This window comes from Levilactobacillus muriae, from assembly GCF_045862015.1.
Classification (GTDB): Bacteria; Bacillota; Bacilli; order Lactobacillales; family Lactobacillaceae; genus Levilactobacillus; species Levilactobacillus muriae.
Genome location: NZ_BAAFRU010000011.1, coordinates 41,604 through 63,685, shown reverse-complemented (window position 1 = coordinate 63,685; position 22,082 = coordinate 41,604). Strand labels below are relative to the sequence as shown.

Sequence of the window (22,082 nt, the reverse complement as noted above, 5' to 3'; positions counted from 1 at the left end):
TAGTTTACGCGCTAACTAATGATCAGAACAGTGGATTGGGATAAATGCTACCTGAGAAAATGACAGAATCCATGGTTACCAAAAGGTGCCTACTCCCTAAATGGACGCTTAAGCGGTAGAATGGAGAGAAAGTCTGGGAGGTCATCACGTGAAAAAGACGTATAATAATGGGGTTGAAGCCACATTGGGTGTGATTAGCGGTAAGTGGAAGCCACAAATTCTTTGCCATTTAGGCAATCGGCCCCAACGGACGTGCGATCTCCGTCAAAAATTACCGGCCATTTCGCAGAAAGTTCTGACGCAACAATTGCGAGAACTGGCAGCGGATGGGATCATCCTCCGGCACGTGTATGGCGAACGCGCACCATTTAAGGTCGTTTATGAGTTGACTGATTTGGGGCATTCACTGGGCCAGATCTTGGTACAGATGTCGTTGTGGGGTGAGCAACGTGCGAGCCAGCTTCCTGATACGGAAATTAAGTACGATCATGGTGGATTTACCAAGCTACTTCAAAATTAAGGGAAGGTACTTCAAAGTGCCTTCTTTTTTTATACGCCACGAGCCGTTATGCTAGGTAATGTTGAGGAGGTGGTTCTATGGAACCCACAATTCGCGGCCTAGAAGCGACGCGGGCGATGGTGACTAGTCCCATTCAGTGGCAGTTATTACTGGCTTTGGCGGATCAATCTCAGTCTACTGGGAGGCTCTTGAAGCAGACATCAGTTCGGTACCGCTGGCACTATTGGTTCGGATTATTCCGGCTCCAGCGCCACCAACTCGTGATGTTTCACATGAAACAATGGTGCTGGTCGTTGACCGCCGCGGGGGAAACGCTCCGGCCCATTTTGAACGCAATTCAAACTTGTCACGCAACTCAGAAAGGTGGAAATTCTAATGACTTATAAATTTATGGCGCCCTATTCGTTTGAAAATGGGTTGACCCTTAAGAATCGAATGGTGATGTCACCAACGACCACGATGTCTAGTTTTTATGACGGTCACGTCACGAATGACGAGATTGCCTTCTATGGTGCTCGCTCTGGGGGACTCGGCATGATTATTGGCGAGGTTGCCAACGTGATTGACAGTGGAAAGGGGTTTGAAGGGGAACTTTCAATTGCTGATGACGGTGATATTGCGGGACTAAGCGAATTGGCGCACGCGATGAAGCGGAATGGGACTAAAGCGGTACTGCAAATTTTCCACGCTGGGCGTAAGTCCAATGACAAAATTCTGCGCGGGAATCAGCCCGTCAGTGCCAGTGCAGTTAAAGCTACATTTCCGGCAGATTCACAGACGCCCCATGAATTGACGGCTGACGAAATCACGGATATTATTACGGCATTTGGTGATGCTACGCGCCGGGCGATTGCCGCTGGGTTTGACGGTGTTGAGCTCCATGGGGCCAATACGTATTTGTTACAACAGTTCTTCTCTCCTAATTCTAACCGGCGCACCGACCAGTGGGGGGGTGACCGCAATGAGCGAATGGCCTTTGCCAAGGCCGTCATCGCCAGTGTTCATGCGGCTATTGAGAAGTATGCCGACCGGCCATTCCTATTTGGCTATCGGATTTCACCGGAAGAAATCGAGACACCCGGGATTCGCTTGGCGGATACGCTAGCCTTTGTGGATATGCTGGGAGATTCGGTGGTGGATTACGTGCATACTTCAATGGGCTCAGCGCAACGGACTTCGTTGAATGACAAGACGGATCACGAACCGATTATGACCAAGTTAGTCACCCAACTGGCTGGGCGTAAGCCACTGATTGGGATTGGCTCCGTTGAAAAGCCAGCCGATGCTGAAGCCGTACTTGGAATGGGTGCTGAGTTAGTCGCTATGGGGCGTGAAATGATTCGCGAACCACAGTGGGTGGAGAAGGTAGCTGACGGTGATGAAGCCAGCATTCGGTATCAGCTTTCACCTTCAGAGATGGACGAGTTAAAGATTCCACGAGCCATGCAAGATTACCTAAAGGGCGCCTTTTACTCAGTCATGCACTTTACCACGGACCCTGAAGTAGCCGCTGATTATCAGAATCAAGCAGCGCCGATGGAAGGTTTTGAAAAGAAGATGTAAACTGCATGAGCATGAATAAAACGGTCGGGATAGCTATCCCGGCCGTTTTGCTGTTTCAAAACTTAATTACACGGACACGTGCACTCAAAGCCCACTGGAGCCTAGCTGTTAGTTATCGCCCTTCTGGTTTGGTGGGCGCCAAAAAAGCCCGGCATAAGTGGCCGGGCCTTAAATAGTCAAACTTTAGTTAGTGGTTAACTGCCGCTTTAGGCTGTAAATCTGAAGGGATAAAACTATCGGATTCATGACTCTCCATCAAAGTGGCATAGTGGTCGACTTTAAAGTTAATGGTTGCGAGATGTTGTTGTAGATCTTGGATCTCCTGTAACGTCCGCACCTGCTGTTCCTTCATCATCTCGTAGCGTTCTGGGACGGTATCATCGCCGTCTTGTGCGAGATCAAGATAGTGCTTGATCCGTTCGACTGACATGCCCGTCGCCCGCAGACAAACGATGATGTTGAGCCATTCGAGGTCACTATCCTCAAAGACCCGGTTGTTATTCTCATCACGCTGGACAAATGGCAACATGCCATGTTCATGGTAGTAACGGATACTATAAGTGGAAATTCCCATTTTTTCGGCGACTTCGTGAATGGTATAAGACATTTTGGTTTCCTCCCGACGAGATTCACCTTCGAGTAACTCGAAGTAATTGTTCATTATCATACGGGAAAGCGACGACAATCGCAAGCATTTTGGTCTCTGGGGTGGTTGTGGGGCGTGACCGATCGATCGTAGAGTAGTCGGCACGTCTAACTATATCCGAATTTAATAACGATTTTTATATTTATTATTCGGAAAATGTAAAATAAAGATGGACTTAAATTGGCATATACCGTATGATGGTGAAGAAATACGAATAAACCGTTTCTAGTGGGGAGGAAATGATTATGCACTGGGTAGCCGATTTGTTAGCGGCCATCGGGGTAGTGTTAAACGGCATTCCGCAAGGGATTATGGCGATGTCGCTCGGTTTTGCAATTTTTCCAACGATGTTTTCTTTTATTTTTGCTTCAGCGGTCAACGGAGCCTTTAGTTCCGTCGCACCGTTATCGTTTCAGGCAGAGTCACTGGCCTTAACTGGCAAGCTAGGCCGTGATTTACGTGAACGGACTTCGATAATTTTGGGTGGGTCCATCGTGATGCTGTTGATTGGGGTTACGGGAACACTCACCAAGATTGTCGATGTCCTCGGTAACGGTATCATGGCGGGAATGATGGCCGGTGTGGGGATCATGCTGGCCAAGATTGCCCTGGGGATGGCGAAGACTGAACAGCTGACTGGGTGGCTATCTGTAGCGTTGGCCGCAGTGACCTACCTGATCACAAAGGATTTAGTGTGGACCATCGTTATTTCAGTGGTCGGTTCCAGCCTCGCGGCGGTCTTTGTCCAGCATTATCGCGCGGAGTTGCCAGAACACGTGACGGCGCGGCGCTTTGTATTTACCAAGCCGACGATTAATGTGCGTGTGGTTCGTGGCGCGTTGAGCCTGGCGTGTTTGAACATCGGGGCGAACATTTCTTACGGCTTGATTACCGGCCAGATGACTGGTCAGAAGCCCAACCCGGTTGATTTAAACTTACTGACGATCACGCAATCAATCGCCGACATGGGTACTAGCCTATTAGGTGGGGCCCCGGTCGAAGCCATTATCTCGGCGACGGCCAGCGCACCCGAACCGGTCGTCGCTGGCATCATGATGATGCTGATTATGGCGGCAATCCTGGCGGTAGGGTGGTTACCCAAGCTGGGTAAGTATGTGCCGAGCGCCTCGATTGCTGGCTTCCTGTTCATTCTGGGTACGGTCGTCATCTTTCCGGTCAATGCCGGTGTGGCGCTGCAAGGACCTACGGCGACCATCGCGGCGATTACGTTGGTGATCACGGCGGTGGCTGATCCCTTCGCTGGGCTGTTGGCGGGCGCGATTCTGAAATTCTGTTTGCCACTCGTGGGACTGGGGGTCTAAGTGTTGAAAACTTTTGAGATTAAGATTGGGCCGTTAACTCGTCGTCTACCGATCATGCCGATCAGTGAAACGACATCGATTGCGTCCTTTGTGTTGCTTGGTGATGCTGAATTGACGGATTACGCGGCCCAAGCTCTGGCACAACGTGTACCGGCTGACTTCGACTATTTCGTCACATTGGAGAGCAAGGGCATTCCGCTGGCGCAGGAGCTGAGTCGCATCACGAATCATCCACAGTTCGTGGTGTTGCGGAAGAGTGTGAAGGACTACATGGTCGCGCCGCTGACTGTGCCCGTGGCGGCCATCACGACCAGTGCGCCGCAGCAGTTGGTGCTTGATGGAACCGATGCGGACAAGCTAGTTGCCAAGAAAGTCGTGATTGTCGATGATGTCATTAGCAGTGGTGGCTCACTCGCGGCGGCCCAAGCTTTGATTGAGAAGGCGGGGGCGATGGTCGTGGGACAGTTGGCGATCCTGGCTGAGGGTGATGCAGTTGACCGATCGGATATTGAATTTTTGGCGGAATTACCCCTGTTTCCGCGGTAACACGTTTTGATATAAAAATTAAACAAACCCGATAACAAACAACGACCGGTGCCAAGAAAATTGGCTGGACACCGGTCGTTGTTGTTGATGTAAGCGCGTTTGACGGCGAAACTTGTAGAATTACCGTCGTCATGGCGGTTGTATAAGCTGCGTATTCACCCGATAAGTTAGTTGCTTTCATTTACTAGAGGCACCGGGTTATTGCGACAAACTGCGCCACTACACCGATTGTCGGCCATAACAGTTAGCAAATCGTTCATATCCCCCGATTAGTTTATTTTCTTAAATCAACATTTGAAATCACGATTTTAAAAACTTTCATAAAATATTTTTCACAAAATAGATAAGACCGTAAATCACATGACAACATCTTTTGAAAAGCGCTTTCATAACAAATACAACTAATTGAAATCGTAAGATGCACCGCCTTCGACCTCTTGAATTGAAATCGCTTCCTGATATACTTCGAGGTGGTTAGTTTAATATTTTAAATTTATAGTCGAAGGAGATGCCTCATTCATGGAAAATGCGCAACCAAAACGTACCATCAGGCCAATTGGTCAGATTGGTGTGGGTGAAAAGGTTGGATTCGGGCTTGGTGATTTTGCCTGTAATTTAATTTATGCAAGTTTGTCGAGTTACTTACTCTTCTTTTATACCGATGTCTTTGGATTGTCTGCTGGTGCCGCTTCATTACTATTCTTGGTGGTCCGGTTCATCGATGCGTTTAGTGATCCGATCATTGGATTCTTCGTTGATAAGTCGAATACCCGCTGGGGGAAGTACCGGCCATTCCTGCTATATGGTGCGATTCCATTTGCCATCTTAGCTGTTCTCTGTTTTACGGTACCAAGTTTCGGCGGTGTGGGTAAGTTAGCTTACGCCTACGTCACTTACATTCTGTTGTCCGTTTGCTACACGTTCGTCAACGTTCCTTATGGGAGCCTCACGTCCGCTATGACTAACGACCAACAGGAATCTGTTAGTTTAACAACGTACCGGACCTTCTTGGCCAACGTTGGTCAAGTGATCGTGGCGTTCTTCGTGCCATTCTTAGCCGATCTCTTTACGAAGAGTATGGGTGCTGCCAAAGGTTGGCAACTGACCATGGTGATCATGGGTGTCATGGGTGGCCTGTTACTCTGGGGCTGTTTCTTCTCCACTAACGAACGGGTCAAGGTACCAGCTTCACATACGAAGATTCAAGTGAAAGATGTCTTCGAACAATTATTACATAACCGTCCCTTAGTCGTCTTATGCATCTTCTTCTTTGTTATTTACGGGGTTAAGTCCATCGTTAGTTCCACTGGGATCTACTACGTCACTTACTACGTTGGTCGTGCCGACTTGGTTAAGTGGTACTCCTTAGCTGGGACCTTACCAGCCTTGGCCTTCATTCCAGCCATTCCTTGGTTAGCCAACCATATGACCAAGTTCCAATTGATTATTGTTTCCGTGGCTGCCGATATTATTGGGATGATTGGTCTGTTCTTCGCTAAGCCAGAATGGATCGTTTGGATCTTCATTTCTCGTGGGATCGCTTCTGTGGGTAACGGGATGATTTCCGCTTACATGTGGGCCTTGATTCCAGAAACTGTTGAATATGGTGAATACAAGACGAACAAACGAATGGGTGGTGTCATTTACGCCATTATCGGATTCGTGTTCAAATGTGGGAACGCCTTAGGTGGGATGATTCCTGGCCTGGTTCTTTCCGCTACTGGTTACGTGGCAACGACGCAGCATCAATCTGCTGGTGCCCTGCACGGGATCGTTATCGCCACGACAATTGTGCCTATTGTCATTTACTTCATCGCTATCTTCTCCATGAAGTTCTACAATTTAGATAAGGAAACCTACAAGCGGATTTCTGCTGAATTGAAGGAACGAAACGCTAAGGAATTAGCCGAAGAAGCCGCTGCCAACGAAGAAAAATAGGAGCTAGTTGCCATATGAGAAATATTCAAAATCCCGTCCTGACCGGGTTCAATCCCGATCCCGTACTCTTTCGTGTCAAAGATAAATACTACATTGTGGTCTCGACTTTCGAGTGGTTGCCTGGTATCCGGGTCTACTCCTCGGATAACCTGGTCAACTGGACCTACGAAACGTCGGTGCTCCAACCGGATAACAACATTAATTTGCAAGGTAACCCGACCGGTTGCTCTATCTGGGGGCCGTTCGCCAGTTACCACAACGGCAAATACTACATTGTTTATACCAACGTGAACGCCACCAAGGTGCCCTATAAGGATGCTGACAACTACATTGTCACGGCCGATGACATCCACGGCCCGTGGAGCGAACCCGTTTACATCAACAGTTCTGGCTTCGATCCATCGATCTTCTTCGATGACGATGGTCAAGCCTACTTCCTGAATGAGATTTGGGATTACCGGCTGTCGACGCACAACAAATCTGCAGGGATCGTGGCGCAAAAGATTGACACTGACACCTTGGAACTTCAAGGCAAACCGCGTGTGATCTTTAAGGGAACCGCTGCTCGCAAGACCGAAGCCCCACAGATCTATAAGCATGATGGGTATTATTATCTGTTGTGTGCCGAAGGTGGGACGGAAGCTGGGCATCAAGAAACGGTGGCCCGGAGTCGGAACGTTTGGGGACCCTACGAGGTTGATCCACAGAATCCGATGTTGACGTCAGCTAACGATCCGATCTTGCCATTGCAGTGTGCCGGGCATGCCAGTATCGCTGAAACACCAAACCACGAGTGGTACATGGCGCACCTGTGTACTCGTCCGCTCAAGGGGGACGATCCCGTTTTGGGGCGTGAAACTGCCATTCAGAAGGTCGTTTGGACCGATGATGGATGGTTGAGACTAGCGAGTGGTGGCAATCATCCTAGCCTGGAAGCACCAGCACCTGTTGGCGTGGATAGTACGCCGATTCAGAGTCACAGCTTTAGCGATCGCCTGACTGGCGACCACCTGAATACGGAATACTGGAACACTTTGCGGCAGTTCCCAAACAAGACTTGGTTACAGCCAAGCAAGCAAGGGTTGACGATCGCCGGTGGCCAGTCGCCCCAGTCGGCGTTTGACCAACACCTGATTGCCACGCGGCAAGTGGACTTCTACTGTCGGGCCGCCGTTCAGATGCAGTACAAGCCTGAAAGTTACCTGCAAATGGCAGGGATGACACTATACCTTGATCTGGATAATTATGTCCTATTGATGGTCACCCTAGATGAAAACGATAAGCCGTGTGTCATTCTCCACCGCGCAATTGCTGGGGAGTTTGAGCAGATTGCCAAGATTCCGGTCAGTGGTGAAGGAACTTATAACTTCAGCATTCAGATCAATGAATCGCAGGCCGAGTTCATCGTCAACGATGGGGTCAAGCAGACCTCATTGGGTGCCATGGATGTCAGCTTCCTGTCCGGTGGTTACACGGGGAACTTCATTGGTTTAGACGTCATTGATATGTACAAACGTAACAGTACCCAAGCAACGTTTACCGACTTCACGTACGACGTGACGCGGTAGGCGCGGGGAGAAAGAGTGGGACAAAAGGCGGTTAGCTGGCGAGCATTAAGGCTGATAGCGGAATAATCCCGGGTTTGGATTGTTCCGCTATCAGTTTTAAGCGGAGCTAGCTGCCTTCTGGCCCACGTTTCAGCAATATAGTTTAGGAGAGCGAAAAAGGGCCTGGGGTTTTGTCCCAGGCTCATTTTTCGCCATTGGGACTGCTAGTGAGTGGCGTTCTTGGGGACGGTACCTGTTGCGGATGTGATGCGTTACCAAATGAAAAGAAAGAATCGTTTAGTGCTATTCGCAGAGTGTGTTAAACTTTTGGTACACACGTGAAATTTGTGAAAAGAAATAGTCGGGAGTGGACGTTGTGGCGGAATCAGCGAGTCGGAGTAATTCACATGATTATAATTACCAAAGAATTGTTGCGTACATTTTTAATCATCGCGCAACGTCGCGGTCGGCGATTGCCCGCGATCTGGGACTGAATAAGGCGACCGTTTCGTTGCTGTGTAGTGAAATGCAGGATCGGGGGGTCGTCTCCGAGATTGGTTCTGGGTCAGCGTCCTCAAATGGCGGTCGAAAGCCCACCCTGATTGAGATCAATCGGCACTATGGGTATACAGTAACGGTTGAGCTGGATTCTCAGGTGATTCGGGCATTGGCCTGTTATCTGGATGGCGAGACCCTCCAATTCCAGCAAGTCACGACCACGGCAATTACGAACTTAGCGACGACTTTGGATGAGCTGATTGGCCACTTCACGGCGATTCCTGGGACGACTCGTGGCCTGGTGGGCATCTGTTTTGCCATCCACGGGATAACCGATGGTACGCAAGTTCAGGAGTCCTTCCTGGATCTTGGCGATTTGGACCTCAAGACCTATTTCGCGAAATATGGCGTACCGATTTTGTTGGAAAATGAGGCCAACCTATCCGCCATCTATTCTCGTGACTTTGTGGAAGAACTGGGGCTGGAGAACACGGTGACGTTGAGTATCCATCAGGGAATCGCGGCGGGCTTTATTCTGGAGAATAAGCTCTATCGGGGATCCCAGGGACGGGTCGGCAATCTCGGCCACAACATCGTCATGCCAGCATTTTCCATCAACAATAGTCGCAGTCAGGTGACGTATCAGGATGTTTACTCCGAGTACGCCGTGATTCACCAGATCAGTGATTTGCTGGGCAAAGCGGACATGTCTTTGGATGAAATTTCTAAACTATATGCTGACCATAACGCCGAGGTCATCACGGTGCTGTCGCAGTTTGCGAACGGAATTGCTGGAATCTTGAACAACGTGGTGGGAATGCTCGATCCTGACGTGTTCTACCTGAATTCACCGTTGCTGCATCAGATTCCTAGCGCCATTCCACAGGTTCGCAACTATTTCCGACGGTTATCGGGGTATGACATTCCGGTGAAATTAATTCCGAATATCCAGTTGGCTACTCTGCTGGGTGGTGCAGCATTGACCAGCCATACCGTGTTAGGATTGACCGGAATGAAGCTGCATTTTTGGGACTATACGGATAATTAAATAGCCTAGTAGGTGTGTTCGAGGGTCGTTAATTGTCACATGCTTGGCTACTAAAGGTTGGAAACCAAAATGTTTGCATTACTCCTGCGACAGTAAGAATTAGCACGGCTAAATTAATGAAAACAGTCGCACTCCGGCGGCCAGGGATTCCGCTTGCTGTGGGGACCGCCTTCAGCCAAAGAACGGGCTTCCAGCTCGCCTGAAAGCCGCCAAGTTCAGGCATCTCCCAGGTCGTCCCACGATGTAAGGCCGGGAAAAACCGCCCGGTCTAACATCGTCGACACGGCTAGCTCCATCCTTGACCGCCTCCGGCTCAGATTGTACATGTCCATTTCAACCACTGAATTCCAGGTGGTTGTTAGGGTTTAAGCATAAAACAATAACATTTCTATAGGCATAAGCCACGTTGCCGCAGATCAACTATATCTGCCGGCCGGTAAGGCGATGGTTGGACAATGTTACCTAATTTCAGGCCCAATATCATTGGTGCAACAGTCATAATGAATGTTTTGGAACTTTCAACCTTCAGTTTGGCTATTTGAATTTGCGGGTACAGGGGAGATCGGGTGGTTGTGCTGATCTCCTTTTGATGATGATCGGTTTTTAAATAAAATTGGAATTTAGCCGTTTAGGGCTAGATTCCTTTTTTAGACACTTTACTGTTGACGGGTGAATAAATACCCATGAAGAGCTTGAATTCGGAAAGGTAGGACTAAAAATAGCTTGTCTAATTTACCGGGTTGACCTATATTTAAGATAGTTAGTTGCAGTAACAATTATTTCGGAAAGCAGGGATGTCGATGCGTGGCAAGGGATTGCTCTTTGGCTTAGCGGGTCTCCTACTGGGTGGGGGACTATTGACGGTACCGGCTCATGCGGATACGCTGCCGAGTCAGTATCAGGGCACGTGGTACGGCTACATAAGTTCGGAAAAGATTCATCACGTGCGGCACTATTATTTCAGCAAGATCACGATTAAGCCGGCACGGATTGCGTTTGATTATCAGACAACGACCAACGGCCATTTTAAGAATCTCAAATGGACCTGGGGCGCGTCTTCACTGGCGACGTACAAAGCTAAGAAGGACAAAAAGAGCCGCCAAATCTACAAGATTTATCTCCCTGTTGAGGAGGATGACGCGGTTGCCAAGATTCGACTCGGAACAGTCACCGGAACGGGGTCCAGCAAGCAAGTATTAATTTTAAATGAGGGTTACGAGAATTTGTACCTTTTTCGACAACCACTGCGCAGCCATCCGTGGGGAATCGGCTATGAGGATTCATTGGAACTTTATGACTAGACGGGGGGGCAGTTGGCTATGAAAATAAAACGACAATTGATGCTGGGTCTGGCGGGCCTGGCTGTAGCTATTTTGGCTGGTAGCGTGCCAGCACAGGCCAAGAGTAAGCTACCTAAAAGCTACCGGGGCGATTGGTATGGCTACGTTTGTTCGGAAAAGGACAACCACGTGAGAACGTATTACGCGGTTAAGCTGCGGTTCACCAGTAACCGGATGGATTATAACTACTTACAGACGACCAAGGCCAATCTCAGTCAGCTTAAGTGGCAGTGGGGCGAAAAGTCTCTCGTGACTTATAAGCAGCGGACTGATAAACATCATCGGGCATACTATGAGTTGAATTCCGAAGCCTTCATGGATGATTTGACTGACCTGCAATTGACGACGGTTAAGGTCAACGGTAAAGCCACACCAGCGCTTAATTTCTGGGGTGAAGCAGATGCCGTTTATGCCTTCCGTCAGCCGGTGCGGGCACAAGCGTGGGGTGAGGACTTCGAGGGGTACATACCAACGGATGAATAGGGTGGCAGGATGTGAAAAATGTGCTGCTATTCCTGAGCAGCGTAACTAAAATTGGAGGAGACATTGAAAATGAAGACGATTTACAAAGGGTTAATCATGGGACTAGCAAGTCTTGGCTTGTTCATGGCCGGCGGGGCGACGACCTCTGCTCAAGCTGCCAGCAAGACGGCCAAGCTACCCAGCAGTTTGACGGGCACGTGGTACGGGTACGTTGGTAAGTTTGACGATCAAGGAAACTACTATGCGGTAGTGAAGGTGTCAATCACCAACAAGGAAATCACGGCGCGCGAATATACCAGTAAAAAGGCGGCACTTCAGCCGATGAAGTGGCTGGGAACCATGGCGATTCCAGCGACCTATACCAAGAAGTCTCAGGGGGCCTACCGGGTGCATTCACGGATCATGGCGGATAAGAAAGCATCGTTGGGAACAATCAGTCGCAAAGCCGTGAAGGTCAAGGTGTTGCAGAATAAGAAACGTCTGGCACTGAAGATGCGGATCGAGGGGGAGAACGTGTATGCTTTCCGGACGCCGTTACGTAGCCATACTTGGAGTGAAGATTACTTGGATTAGATGATTGTAAAGCTAAGCAGGTTGACCCACTATGAATAACGAAAACCCGGTTCCAACCGCGCGCACTTCAAACGCTGGTTGGAACCGGGTTTCTTCTATAATATAATATTTTTAATGAAACAACCTAAGTCGTTTGGCAGTGGTTACTTAGCAATGTAAGTGGTCTTGAAGTCGTAAGGCACGCCGGCACCGTTGTAAACGATACTCTTGACGTTGCTCCGTAAGAGCTGTGACTTAGCGGCCTGGTACAGGGGAATCGTACCTTGGTCGTTGATCAAGATCTTTTCAGCTTTGACTAACTTGGTCCACCGGGTCGCTGGCTTGTTCCCGTCTTGGTTTTCGGCCTCGTCCAGGAGCTTGTCGAATTCACTGTTCTTCCAGCCAGTCGTATTGTAGCTGGAGTCGGCTTCGAAGACATCTAGGAAGTTGATAGGATCGGCGAAGACGGATTGCCAGCCGGCTAACGTTAGCTCATAGTTACCGTTGTTTTGCTGGGTAATCAGTTGAACGTAAGGAACCGTCTTGATGGTGACCTTAACGTTTGGTAACTTCTCCAAAGAGCTTTGTAAGAATTCTGCGGTTTGCTTGTTAGTGTCGGTATCGGAAACGGAGAGGGTGACGTTGAGTTGCTTGTCACCGGTCTGCTTGAGACCCTTTGCCAGTAAGCTCTTGGCCTGCTTGAGGTCGTAGGAAACGCCGGATTTGACGTAGGCTTCCTTGTTAAAGGCTTCACCGGTCTTAGGGTTATTGCCCATGCCACCGGGAACGAAGCCCTTAGAGGCAACGGAACCATCTTGCAAGACATCGTTGACCAGTTGGCTACGGTCGATGGCTAAGGAGAAGGCTTTGCGGACGTTGGTGTTCTTGAAGGCGGCAACCTTCTTTTGGTTCAGATCGAGTCGTTCGGAACCGGTTGGGAGGCGTTTAACAAAGTCCTTGCTGTTCTTGTTATTCTTGATCTGTTGGCCGCTCAGCAGCGTCTCATCGGTCTTCTTGGCGTTGTACAGGTTGTAGCTGGTCGTGGTAGATTCGGTGACCTGTTCGTTGATCTTAGTCAAGTGAACGGCCTTCTTGTCCCAGTAAGTCTTGTTCTTGGCAAGTGTCCAGCTCTTGCCAGTCCCGTTCCACTTGGTCAGACGGAACGGCCCATTGTAAACTGTCGTGGCGGAACTAGTCCCATACTTCTTGCCGTACTTGTTGACGGCATTTTGGTTGACGGGGTAGAAGAGGGGCCAGGCCAGCAGCTTCTTGAAGTAGGAAACGGGCTTGGTGAGTTGAACGGTCAGCTTGTATTTGCCATCGGCTTTGATACCTAGGGCACTGAGAGACTTCTTACCCTTATTGACGGCTTCGGCGTTCTTGACCTGGTAGAGGTAGAAGGCGTCTTGTGAGGCGGTCTTCGGATTCAGCGTTCGTTGCCAGGAGTAAACGAAATCTTTGGCAGTCACGGCATCGCCATTAGACCACTTGGCATCTTTACGCAGATTGAAGGTGTACGTCTTGCCGCCGTTGGTGACTTTGGTACTGGTGGCAAGGGCGTTAGCTGGCGTGCCCTTACTGTTGAGGCGGTAGAGTCCTTCTTGTGTGTTCTGCAGCACGGTGAAGCTCAGTGTATCCGTGGCTTGTGCAAGATCAGAACTGGCCAGTTCTGAGGATTCAGTCCAGTTTAATTCTTGTTTAGCGGCGTACTTGTGACTAGAATTACTGCTGCTGGCTTGGTTCCCACACCCTGCTAACGTTAAGAGGCTCAGTGCTGCGACAGTTAAAATAGTTCCCTTTTTCTTCATCCCAAAACATCTCCTAAAAAAATAAAATCGTCCTTATGTAATCTACATAAGGACGATTTTACTCGCGGTACCACCTTGTTTCATGGGGGGCTCACACCCACCATCTCCGTAACTTCTGTTGCCAAAAGTCGGAAGCGGTAACGGGCTTCAGATCGAACAATCAGCTTTCACCAATTGTTAGCTACCAGGCTCATCTTCGCGGTTCCGTTGTAAGCCACCTTTTCAGCTACCGGTGGTCTCTAGACTTAGCGGGAACGACTACTCTTCCTGGTGATGCGTTCATGTATTTCTAACTTGGCTCTAATAATAGTCGTTGGTTGGGGAGATGTCAACAGGAAGATTCTGGAAATCCAAATGGCTTGGTGTTGGGGATTGTGTGATATATATAGAAGAAATTTGATTGACGTTGATCACATATAATTATTTTTATCATAGATTTCACATTAATTTATTGGATATCTATGTATGGTAAAACGAAGTACTTGGATATGATCATTTTAATACGGCATATAAATAATTAACCATTTGCAAAAGTGTAGACATTACGGATAAGTCAGCATAGAATGAGGGTATCTGCTGAAGTGTTTTCCGGTAGGTGTAGAAGTGTTTCTTAGACAAATAGGAGGCGTTATCGCCATGAATCAGGAACCATATGCGATTGGACTAGATATTGGGACCAGCTCTTTGGGTTGGGCTAATACAGATATGGATGGTTATATTTCACGAGTGAAGGGACAAACTGGATTGGGAGTTCGTCTGTTCGAAGAAGGGCAGCCCGCTGCAGACCGTCGAAGCTTCAGAACGACTCGTCGACGTTTGAGCCGTCGTCGTTGGCGCTTGCGGTTACTACGTGAAATTTTTGATGAGCCGATTTCATCCATCGATCCTAACTTCTTTTCGCGTCAGAAGGCATCGAATATTTCGCCTAAAGATAATCGATTTGAGATAATTTATCAATTATTTAACGATAAAACCGATCAAGATTTTTATGCAAAATATCCAACCATCTATCATTTGCGATGGGCATTGATGACAGAGCATCGCAAATTTGATTTAAGAGAAATTTACTTAGCGGTGCATCATATTGTTAAGTATCGTGGGAACTTTCTACGCTCTGGGAATCCCAAGAGTTTTAAGCCAAGTGAATTGAATTTTTCACAACGATTTAAAGAGGTTAACGAATTGTGGCGCCTTATCTTTGATGAGGTGGGACCACAGTTGCCTGAGGACAACTTGGAAGAAATTACAAAACTAGTATTAGATACAACGCGTACCCGAGCTGATCGGCAGCGGGCATTGGTCAAGCAGTTAATGTCCACTATAGATGATCATAAGTACTGGAAGCCATATTTAACTGAATTTGCTAAAGCGATTTTAGGATTGAAAACGAAGTTGTATCTACTTACAGGAATTGATGTTGCAAAGGCAGATCAAAAAACTTGGACGTTTAGTCTAGAGGACATTGAAGATCATCGAGCTGATCTGGAAGCAGCATTCGACGATCGGGGTCTGGAATTAATTGAAAAGTTAGTTGATTTGCAAGCAGCAATCCAACTGACTGAAATTATGCCCAGTGGTCAATATTTCTCGCAGAGTATGATACATCGATATGATCGGCATAAGGAACATTTGCGGTGGTTAAAGGATTATGGAGAGCAGCAAATAGATGCTAAGAAAAGAAATGCTGTCCGACTAGCTTATGACCACTATATTGAGGGGGATGCCAAAGGAAAACCCGAAATTGCGGCTGATTTTTATAAGGAACTGAATCGAATCCTAAAGGGTGACACGTCAGAACTCGCTAAAAAAATCAGTCATGAGATTGCGTTGGAACACTTTATGCCTAAACAACGAACAAAAGAAAATGGTGTTATTCCCTACCAAATTCATCAACAAGAGCTGGACTCAATTATTGATAATCAAAAAGAATATTATCAATTTTTAGGAGAAGATAATCCAATCGCATCTCATCATGAGTCACAGCCATATAAAATTGACGAACTAGTTAGCTTCCGGGTTCCCTATTATGTGGGACCCATGATTACGTCAGACCAGCAAGCAAAGACGGCAGAGGGACAATTTGCATGGATGGTTCGTAAGGATAGAGGTGATATTACACCGTGGAACTTTGATGACAAAGTTGACCGGACAGCTTCCGCGACGAACTTTATTCAACGGATGAAAACTACGGATACTTATCTGATTGGGGAGGATGTGCTACCCCTACAGAGCTTGACTTATCAGAGGTTTATGGTTCTCAATGAATTGAATAACGTTCGAATTAATGGCGAATTGCTGACTCGTGAGCAGAAGCAGCGAACCTATAACGAGGTTTTCAAAGGTCATGGGATAGTTAGCATAAAATCCCTAATTAAGAGTCTAGAATGTCACAGTGAGGCCACTGGTACGATTAAGGTGGAAGGGCTAGCAGATCCTAAACACTTCAACAGTGCGTTAACTACCTATCGTGATTTTAAAGGAATCTTGCCAGAAGCAATTGACCAGCCAAGGCGACAAGCAGATATTGAAAGAATTATTAATTGGTCAACGATTTTTGAAGATGCTGATATCTTCAAAGCAAAGCTACAAGAAATCGATTGGCTAACAGATAAGCAACGTGATCGACTCAGCGCTAAGCGTTATCGTGGCTGGGGGCGTTTGTCAGCCAAGCTGTTATTGGATATTAAAGACGCACAAGGCTTATCAATTATGGATCAGCTATGGGATACGCAACATAATTTCATGCAAATTGTGCACGAGCCAGATTATGCAGAGAAAATTGAAAAGACAAATGCCAAGGGGCTGAAACAGCAGGATATATTTGAAACAATCAACGAAATGTATACATCACCACAAAACAAGAAAGCTTTACGCCAGATTTTAGCAGTTGTTCGCGATATTCAAAAAGCTCATCACGGGCAGGCACCTAGTCGAATCTTTATTGAAGTGGCACGAGGGGCAGAGCAGAATCCTCAGCGAACGCGGCAACGTCAGAAGCAATTGGCAGAGTTATTTGCTGATCGGGCTAAGGAAATTGTCAATGAAACAGTGGTTGAGGAGCTGAAGGATAAGACTGACAGTAAGGCACGATTCACGGACCGACTCATGCTGTATTTTCTACAAAATGGCCAGGATATGTATACAGGAGAAAAGTTGAATATTGATAATTTATCGAGTTACGACATTGATCATATTTTGCCGCAGTCGTTAATTAAGGATGATTCGTTAGATAATCGTGTGTTGGTTCATCAAAAAATTAATCGGGATAAGAATGATGCATTTGCATCCGAAATTTTTGCAGGCAAAATGCGAGGAATCTGGGAGTTGTGGCGTTCTACCGGTTTAATAAGTCCTCGAAAATTAAGCCATTTATTAATGCGACCGGATGAAATTAATAAATATGCTGCCGGATTTATTAGAAGACAACTGGTTGAGACCCGTCAGGTCATTAAGTTAGTTACAGATGTATTGAGTAACGAATATGATCCAGACAAGACTAAGATTATTTCGGTTAAGGCGGGACTTTCTCACCAATTACGGGAAGAATTGGACTTGCCGAAAATTCGGGAGTTGAATGATTATCATCATGCATTTGATGCCTTTTTGGCAGTTCGAATTGGGACCTACTTACTAAAACGTTATCCGAAGTTGGAACGTTTCTTTGTTTACGGTCAATATCAGGTAGCGCCACAGTTAGATTTACGCCGATTTAATTTTATTCATGATTTGATTGCCGGCAAGCAAGAGAAAATAGTTGACGAAGAGACCGGTGAAATTTTGTGGGATCGTGAGAAAGATATCTCCTACATGAAAGATCTTCTTACGTTGAAGCATTTGCTAGTGACGCATGAGGTTACGGAAAATCATGGGGCATTGTTCAATCAAACCATTTATAAAGCGGAAAAGGATAATGGTAATGTTGGCGGTAAAATGAAGTTGCTTCCCACTAAGGGCGATCGACCAACAGAAATTTATGGCGGACATTCCAGCCAAACAATAGCCTATTTAGCTATTGTCAGAGTTAATGACAAGGAGCCCTCGTACAGGGTTATGGGAGTTCCGATTAGAATTCTCGATTGGTTGAAGCAAGCTAAGGAACAGGGAGAAGGCGCTGAAAAATCTGCGTTGAAGCAGTTCTTTACACCAGACTTTACTAAAGGAAACGGCAATACTGTTTCGGATTTCGAGGTAATTATTCCACATGTTTCTCTGTTACAGCCCGTGATAGATGAAATTTCAGGACAATCACATAGGTTTGCTCTAGGGACTAACACCTATTATCGAAACTTACAGCAATTGATTTTGCCAATTGCTGATCAAAAGGTGTTAATTTCAAGAGAAATAGGAGGAGATGAAGATAAGAAACTCATAGAAGTCTATTCCCATATTTGCCAACAGGTTATGGAGTTTTTCCCATTGTACGATCGGAATAAATTTCGGAAGCTACTTGTAGATGGCCAAGCTCAGTTTGAACAATTGCCGATTAATAGTCGTTACTCAGATGCTGGGAAATTAGAGTTAGCTGGTAAGCGGACTATTTTACAACAGATAATGGTTGGGTTGCATGCCAATGCAACAATGGGAGATCTGAAAGCACTGAAAGTAAAAACGCCCTTTGGAAAGTTACAAGTTCCAGGCGGTATTCAACTAACTAGAAATGCTAGGTTAGTTTATGAGTCACCAACTGGGCTGTTTAAGTGGGAGGTAAAGATAGTCACCAAGTAAGAAAATGAAAAAGAGCCCTTCACTGACGCATTCAGCGAAGAACCCTAACAAAAATATGTACGGCTCGATAACGGGCTCATAAGATAAAACTTGGTGGCAAGCCACCTTGTCTGACTTTAACTCTTAGTGACAATTCAGTAAGATCAAGCGGTCAACTTGACAAGAAAAGAATACCATGTCGCGGTTAGTAACGCAAGGAGGAATCATTATGGGTTGGCGAACGATTATGATCAGTCATCACGCAAAAGTTTCACTAACAGCTGGAAATCTGGATATTCAGACAGATACAGATAGATTTCATGTGCCAGTTAGGGATGTCGATGTTTTGCTAGTTCAGACGCTTCAGGCAGTTGTCACGACGGCTGCAGTAGCCGCCTTGTCTGAAGTTCACGCTAAGATTATTTTTACTGGTCGTGATGGTCAGCCGATCTGTGAAACAACAGGATGCTATCCGAATGCACGGACAGCAGCGTTAGTGACAGCACAAGTTAATTGGGAGCCAATAAGAGTGGCTAATCTTTGGACACGGATTGTTGCAGCTAAATTGAACAATCAGATAGCAGTAGCGGAGATGCTGGACGCTGACGTAAGCAGTCTGAACGATGAGGTGGATAAGCTTGAGTTGAATGATGTGACTAATCGTGAAGCCGTCGTGGCGCGGCAGTACTTCCCACTGTTATTTGGAGATGACTTTTCGCGGTCGGATTTTGTTCCGGTAAATGCCGCCTTAAATTATGGATATTCAATTTTATTATCATTAGTTGATCGTGCGATTGTAGCTCGTGGGTACTTAACTTGTTTTGGAATTCATCATGATAATGCTGGTAATGCTTTTAACTTAGGGTCGGATCTGATGGAGCCATTCCGACCGATTATTGATTACTGGGTAGCCCAACATAAGATTTTAGACTTGACACCAGATATTAAATTTGGTTTGGCTCGTTTACTTGAGTTAAAGATGGTTTACGAGGATAAAACGGAAACGCTAGGAAATGTTGTAGAAAAGCACGTCGTTAATTGCTTGAAGTATCTGAGCGGTGAAACGGATCAAGTTAGGATTAGGGTGGTGGTTCCGCATGAGGTATCGGATAATGCGATTAATGATTATGTTTGACCTGCCAATGACTAGTAGTGAAAATCGTCGAAATTATCGCAAATTTCGTAAAGCACTAATCTCTGAAGGGTTTCTGATGATGCAGTTTTCAGTTTACGTGCGAGTATGTCCTGATTCGAAGAACGCCAAGTCAATTGAGAAGAGAGTTGGGGCAATTGCACCGAAGGACGGCTTAGTACAAGCAGTTATGTTAACGGAAAAACAGTATCAAGCAATGCATTTTATTTCTGGTGAACCAAGTCACGACATTTTGAATTCCGCAGAAAGGACGATTATGATATGAATTTTGCATATTATAGTTTTCCGCCATTTGCTGTTCACGCTGGCAGAGTTACCGTTATTGATACAACCGTTCAACGAATTTATCAGGACCTTTCATTAGGGTTCCAAGATAAACTAGATACAGTGAAGCTGAGCGATGATGATTTTACTTCAGTTACAGTTAAAAATGGGGCCCAGTGGTATGGGGATCCGATGTTAACGGTGGATTTGAACGCTTTATTTCAACGTAAACTACAGACGCAGTTGATTAAATTGCTTGCAGATAATCAAGTCGTTGCGCTGTCTGATGGTTTACGAGAACTGTTATCGAAACTATTGGAAGATAGCTACTTGATGGATGTACCTTTAGAAATGCCGGAAATTCCTGAGTTGGCCAAGTTAGTAAAATTCAGTGGTGTCCAAGTCGCACCAGGTCCTGTAGGCGATGCATATGCTATAATTGAATCACTAATTAAGGTGCTTATTGAGTTAAATGATCAACGCATGATCGTTTTGACTAATGTTAGCCATTATCTCCAGGTCAGCCAACTCCAATCGTTGGTGAGATTTATGTCTAATGCTGACTTGCCATTACTTCTAATCGAATTTTCACCTATTCAGCGAAAAGAGTATTTCACTGATTGCGACTATCACTACATTGATAGCGACTTTGTTCTCTGGTAGTTCCCAGCTAATGAGATACTAGTGTGAAAATAACGGCTTTAGATTAGTGACAATTCAGTAAGGTCAAGAGCTGTCATGGCCTTATCAGACAATTTTTTCAGGCTTTAGATTAGTGACAATTCAGTAAGGTCAAGAGCAACTGTAATGCAAGATGCCGTGAACTTCTTGCTTTAGATTAGTGACAATTCAGTAAGGTCAAGAGCTCATCTAATCCCAGCTTACGACATAAGTCTGCTTTAGATTAGTGACAATTCAGTAAGGTCAAGAGCAAGTATTGCGCTACTTACAACTACAAGCTAGCTTTAGATTAGTGACAATTCAGTAAGGTCAAGAGCAGAAAGCCATTGTTATTTCCATCCAAGCTTGCTTTAGATTAGTGACAATTCAGTAAGGTCAAGAGCCATTGGTGATTGCGACACCTGAAGCGTGCTGCTTTAGATTAGTGACAATTCAGTAAGGTCAAGAGCCCGCCGACGCCCTTGAATTGGCTGACCTGGGCTTTAGATTAGTGACAATTCAGTAAGGTCAAGAGCTAGGTCGCTGACAGTCACGTGTCCAGGTTCGCTTTAGATTAGTGACAATTCAGTAAGGTCAAGAGCTTGGAGCATCAAAATTTGGGAGGTAAATCTGCTTTAGATTAGTGACAATTCAGTAAGGTCAAGAGCCGCAAAAGGACGAGCGCACCAAGCACGACCGCTTTAGATTAGTGACAATTCAGTAAGGTCAAGAGCGTAGAAAGCTTAACGAAATATAAGCTTTCAGCTTTAGATTAGTGACAATTCAGTAAGGTCAAGAGCAATGCATTGTACCAAAAGTCATATTATTAAGCTTTAGATTAGTGACAATTCAGTAAGGTCAAGAGCAATGCATTGTACCAAAAGTCATATTATTAAGCTTTAGATTAGTGACAATTCAGTAAGGTCAAGAGCAAATGATGTTCAGAATTGCACGTTGGGTACGCTTTAGATTAGTGACAATTCAGTAAGGTCAAGAGCAGGTTAAAACATAATAATATTTTTTATCAGGCTTTAGATTAGTGACAATTCAGTAAGGTCAAGAGCATTCAGGATCATATCTCCCGTGTACAGGACGCTTTAGATTAGTGACAATTCAGTAAGGTCAAGAGCTCACACTTAATCAAGCTATCTAAATCTTGTGCTTTAGATTAGTGACAATTCAGTAAGGTCAAGAGCGGCATTTATATCAACACTCTTTCATTCCATGCTTTAGATTAGTGACAATTCAGTAAGGTCAAGAGCTTGAGAAAATGAAGAAGGGACGCTATGCCCGCTTTAGATTAGTGACAATTCAGTAAGGTCAAGAGCTCTTCAATTAACCGGGTTCAAAGTAGCCAAGCTTTAGATTAGTGACAATTCAGTAAGGTCAAGAGCAAATGCTCGGATTTGAGCGACAGAATACCGGCTTTAGATTAGTGACAATTCAGTAAGGTCAAGAGCTCGTTATATTTTAGTAGCACTTCAATACCT

17 protein-coding genes and 1 CRISPR repeat array (1 of these 18 only partly in view) are annotated in these 22,082 nt (G+C 46.1%); of the genes, 15 read left to right on the top strand and 2 right to left on the bottom strand.

The features are described from left to right. Positions 1-148: 148 nt before the first annotated feature. The 3 genes from ACKTSF_RS09300 (at position 149) to ACKTSF_RS09290 (ending at position 2,083) form a co-directional block, all read left to right on the top strand. Positions 149-520, top strand: a complete 372-nt coding sequence (locus ACKTSF_RS09300) for a winged helix-turn-helix transcriptional regulator (protein ID WP_407888774.1) — start codon at positions 149-151, stop codon at positions 518-520. A 77-nt stretch (positions 521-597) separates the two neighbouring features. Further along, positions 598-906 (top strand): hypothetical protein, encoded by a 309-nt coding sequence (locus ACKTSF_RS09295; RefSeq protein ID WP_407888772.1) that lies wholly within the window; start codon positions 598-600, stop codon positions 904-906. After that, a complete protein-coding gene (locus ACKTSF_RS09290) occupies positions 896-2,083 on the top strand; it encodes an NADH-dependent flavin oxidoreductase (protein WP_407888770.1) in 1,188 nt (395 codons plus the stop codon). The genes ACKTSF_RS09295 and ACKTSF_RS09290 overlap by 11 nt, the downstream gene beginning before the upstream one ends. 187 nt (positions 2,084-2,270) lie before the next feature. On the opposite strand, the gene ACKTSF_RS09285 is transcribed toward ACKTSF_RS09290, so the two are convergent. Continuing rightward, entirely contained in the window at positions 2,271-2,690 is a 420-nt protein-coding gene (locus ACKTSF_RS09285; RefSeq protein WP_407888768.1) for a MerR family transcriptional regulator, read from the bottom strand. A 284-nt stretch (positions 2,691-2,974) separates the two neighbouring features. Here ACKTSF_RS09285 and ACKTSF_RS09280 point away from each other — a divergent pair, with 284 nt between their 5' ends. From ACKTSF_RS09280 to ACKTSF_RS09245, 8 genes are all read left to right on the top strand, one after another. Beyond that, positions 2,975-4,051 carry an NCS2 family permease gene (locus tag ACKTSF_RS09280; RefSeq protein WP_407888766.1) on the top strand — a complete coding sequence of 359 codons (1,077 nt, stop codon included), beginning with the start codon at positions 2,975-2,977 and terminating at the stop codon, positions 4,049-4,051. Next, positions 4,052-4,597 carry a phosphoribosyltransferase family protein gene (locus ACKTSF_RS09275; protein ID WP_407888764.1) on the top strand — a complete coding sequence of 182 codons (546 nt, stop codon included), beginning with the start codon at positions 4,052-4,054 and terminating at the stop codon, positions 4,595-4,597. Positions 4,598-5,116: 519 nt separating this feature from the next. Then, the gene (locus tag ACKTSF_RS09270) at positions 5,117-6,535 is read left to right on the top strand and encodes a glycoside-pentoside-hexuronide (GPH):cation symporter (RefSeq protein WP_407888762.1); all 1,419 of its coding nucleotides are present in this window, start codon (positions 5,117-5,119) and stop codon (positions 6,533-6,535) included. Positions 6,536-6,549: 14 nt separating this feature from the next. Then, entirely contained in the window at positions 6,550-8,103 is a 1,554-nt protein-coding gene (locus ACKTSF_RS09265; RefSeq protein WP_407888761.1) for a glycoside hydrolase family 43 protein, read from the top strand. 355 nt (positions 8,104-8,458) lie between these two features. Further along, positions 8,459-9,628: an ROK family protein gene (locus ACKTSF_RS09260; RefSeq protein ID WP_407888759.1), complete on the top strand. Its 1,170-nt coding sequence runs from the start codon at positions 8,459-8,461 to the stop codon at positions 9,626-9,628. 800 nt (positions 9,629-10,428) lie between these two features. Beyond that, positions 10,429-10,929: a hypothetical protein gene (locus tag ACKTSF_RS09255; RefSeq protein ID WP_407888757.1), complete on the top strand. Its 501-nt coding sequence runs from the start codon at positions 10,429-10,431 to the stop codon at positions 10,927-10,929. A gap of 18 nt (positions 10,930-10,947) precedes the next feature. Beyond that, complete coding sequence (locus tag ACKTSF_RS09250) at positions 10,948-11,451, top strand: hypothetical protein (protein ID WP_407888755.1); 504 nt, start codon at positions 10,948-10,950, stop codon at positions 11,449-11,451. 69 nt (positions 11,452-11,520) lie between these two features. Then, entirely contained in the window at positions 11,521-12,024 is a 504-nt protein-coding gene (locus tag ACKTSF_RS09245) for a hypothetical protein (RefSeq protein WP_407888753.1), read from the top strand. Between the two features lie 143 nt (positions 12,025-12,167). Here the strand turns inward: ACKTSF_RS09245 and ACKTSF_RS09240 are convergent, their stop codons facing one another. Continuing rightward, the gene (locus ACKTSF_RS09240) at positions 12,168-13,811 is read right to left on the bottom strand and encodes a peptide ABC transporter substrate-binding protein (RefSeq protein ID WP_407888751.1); all 1,644 of its coding nucleotides are present in this window, start codon (positions 13,809-13,811) and stop codon (positions 12,168-12,170) included. A 636-nt stretch (positions 13,812-14,447) separates the two neighbouring features. On the opposite strand from ACKTSF_RS09240, the gene cas9 reads away from it, so the two are divergent. The 4 genes from cas9 (at position 14,448) to csn2 (ending at position 20,595) form a co-directional block, all read left to right on the top strand. Then, positions 14,448-18,536: a type II CRISPR RNA-guided endonuclease Cas9 gene (gene cas9 / locus ACKTSF_RS09235; RefSeq protein WP_407888750.1), complete on the top strand. Its 4,089-nt coding sequence runs from the start codon at positions 14,448-14,450 to the stop codon at positions 18,534-18,536. A gap of 208 nt (positions 18,537-18,744) precedes the next feature. Further along, complete coding sequence (gene cas1 / locus ACKTSF_RS09230) at positions 18,745-19,650, top strand: type II CRISPR-associated endonuclease Cas1 (protein WP_407888748.1); 906 nt, start codon at positions 18,745-18,747, stop codon at positions 19,648-19,650. Then, positions 19,628-19,933: a CRISPR-associated endonuclease Cas2 gene (gene cas2 / locus ACKTSF_RS09225; protein WP_260339545.1), complete on the top strand. Its 306-nt coding sequence runs from the start codon at positions 19,628-19,630 to the stop codon at positions 19,931-19,933. Before cas1 ends, cas2 begins: the two co-directional genes overlap by 23 nt. Beyond that, complete coding sequence (gene csn2, locus ACKTSF_RS09220; RefSeq protein ID WP_407888746.1) at positions 19,930-20,595, top strand: type II-A CRISPR-associated protein Csn2; 666 nt, start codon at positions 19,930-19,932, stop codon at positions 20,593-20,595. Before cas2 ends, csn2 begins: the two co-directional genes overlap by 4 nt. Positions 20,596-20,630: 35 nt before the next feature. Next, positions 20,631-22,082: direct repeats of the CRISPR family, unit length 36 nt; unit sequence GCTTTAGATTAGTGACAATTCAGTAAGGTCAAGAGC; it runs 630 nt beyond the window's last position.

Excerpts from the sequence above, each read along its gene's own strand:
- ACKTSF_RS09295 (WP_407888772.1), top strand. The coding sequence starts at position 598 with ATGGAACCCACAATTCGCGGCCTAGAAGCGACGCGGGCGATGGTGACT.
- ACKTSF_RS09290 (WP_407888770.1), top strand. The coding sequence starts at position 896 with ATGACTTATAAATTTATGGCGCCCTATTCGTTTGAAAATGGGTTGACC.
- ACKTSF_RS09285 (WP_407888768.1), bottom strand. The coding sequence starts at position 2,690 with ATGTCTTATACCATTCACGAAGTCGCCGAAAAAATGGGAATTTCCACT.
- ACKTSF_RS09280 (WP_407888766.1), top strand. The coding sequence starts at position 2,975 with ATGCACTGGGTAGCCGATTTGTTAGCGGCCATCGGGGTAGTGTTAAAC.
- ACKTSF_RS09270 (WP_407888762.1), top strand. The coding sequence starts at position 5,117 with ATGGAAAATGCGCAACCAAAACGTACCATCAGGCCAATTGGTCAGATT.
- ACKTSF_RS09265 (WP_407888761.1), top strand. The coding sequence starts at position 6,550 with ATGAGAAATATTCAAAATCCCGTCCTGACCGGGTTCAATCCCGATCCC.
- ACKTSF_RS09255 (WP_407888757.1), top strand. The coding sequence starts at position 10,429 with ATGCGTGGCAAGGGATTGCTCTTTGGCTTAGCGGGTCTCCTACTGGGT.
- ACKTSF_RS09250 (WP_407888755.1), top strand. The coding sequence starts at position 10,948 with ATGAAAATAAAACGACAATTGATGCTGGGTCTGGCGGGCCTGGCTGTA.
- ACKTSF_RS09245 (WP_407888753.1), top strand. The coding sequence starts at position 11,521 with ATGAAGACGATTTACAAAGGGTTAATCATGGGACTAGCAAGTCTTGGC.
- ACKTSF_RS09240 (WP_407888751.1), bottom strand. The coding sequence starts at position 13,811 with ATGAAGAAAAAGGGAACTATTTTAACTGTCGCAGCACTGAGCCTCTTA.
- cas9 (WP_407888750.1), top strand. The coding sequence starts at position 14,448 with ATGAATCAGGAACCATATGCGATTGGACTAGATATTGGGACCAGCTCT.
- cas1 (WP_407888748.1), top strand. The coding sequence starts at position 18,745 with ATGGGTTGGCGAACGATTATGATCAGTCATCACGCAAAAGTTTCACTA.
- cas2 (WP_260339545.1), top strand. The coding sequence starts at position 19,628 with ATGCGATTAATGATTATGTTTGACCTGCCAATGACTAGTAGTGAAAAT.
- csn2 (WP_407888746.1), top strand. The coding sequence starts at position 19,930 with ATGAATTTTGCATATTATAGTTTTCCGCCATTTGCTGTTCACGCTGGC.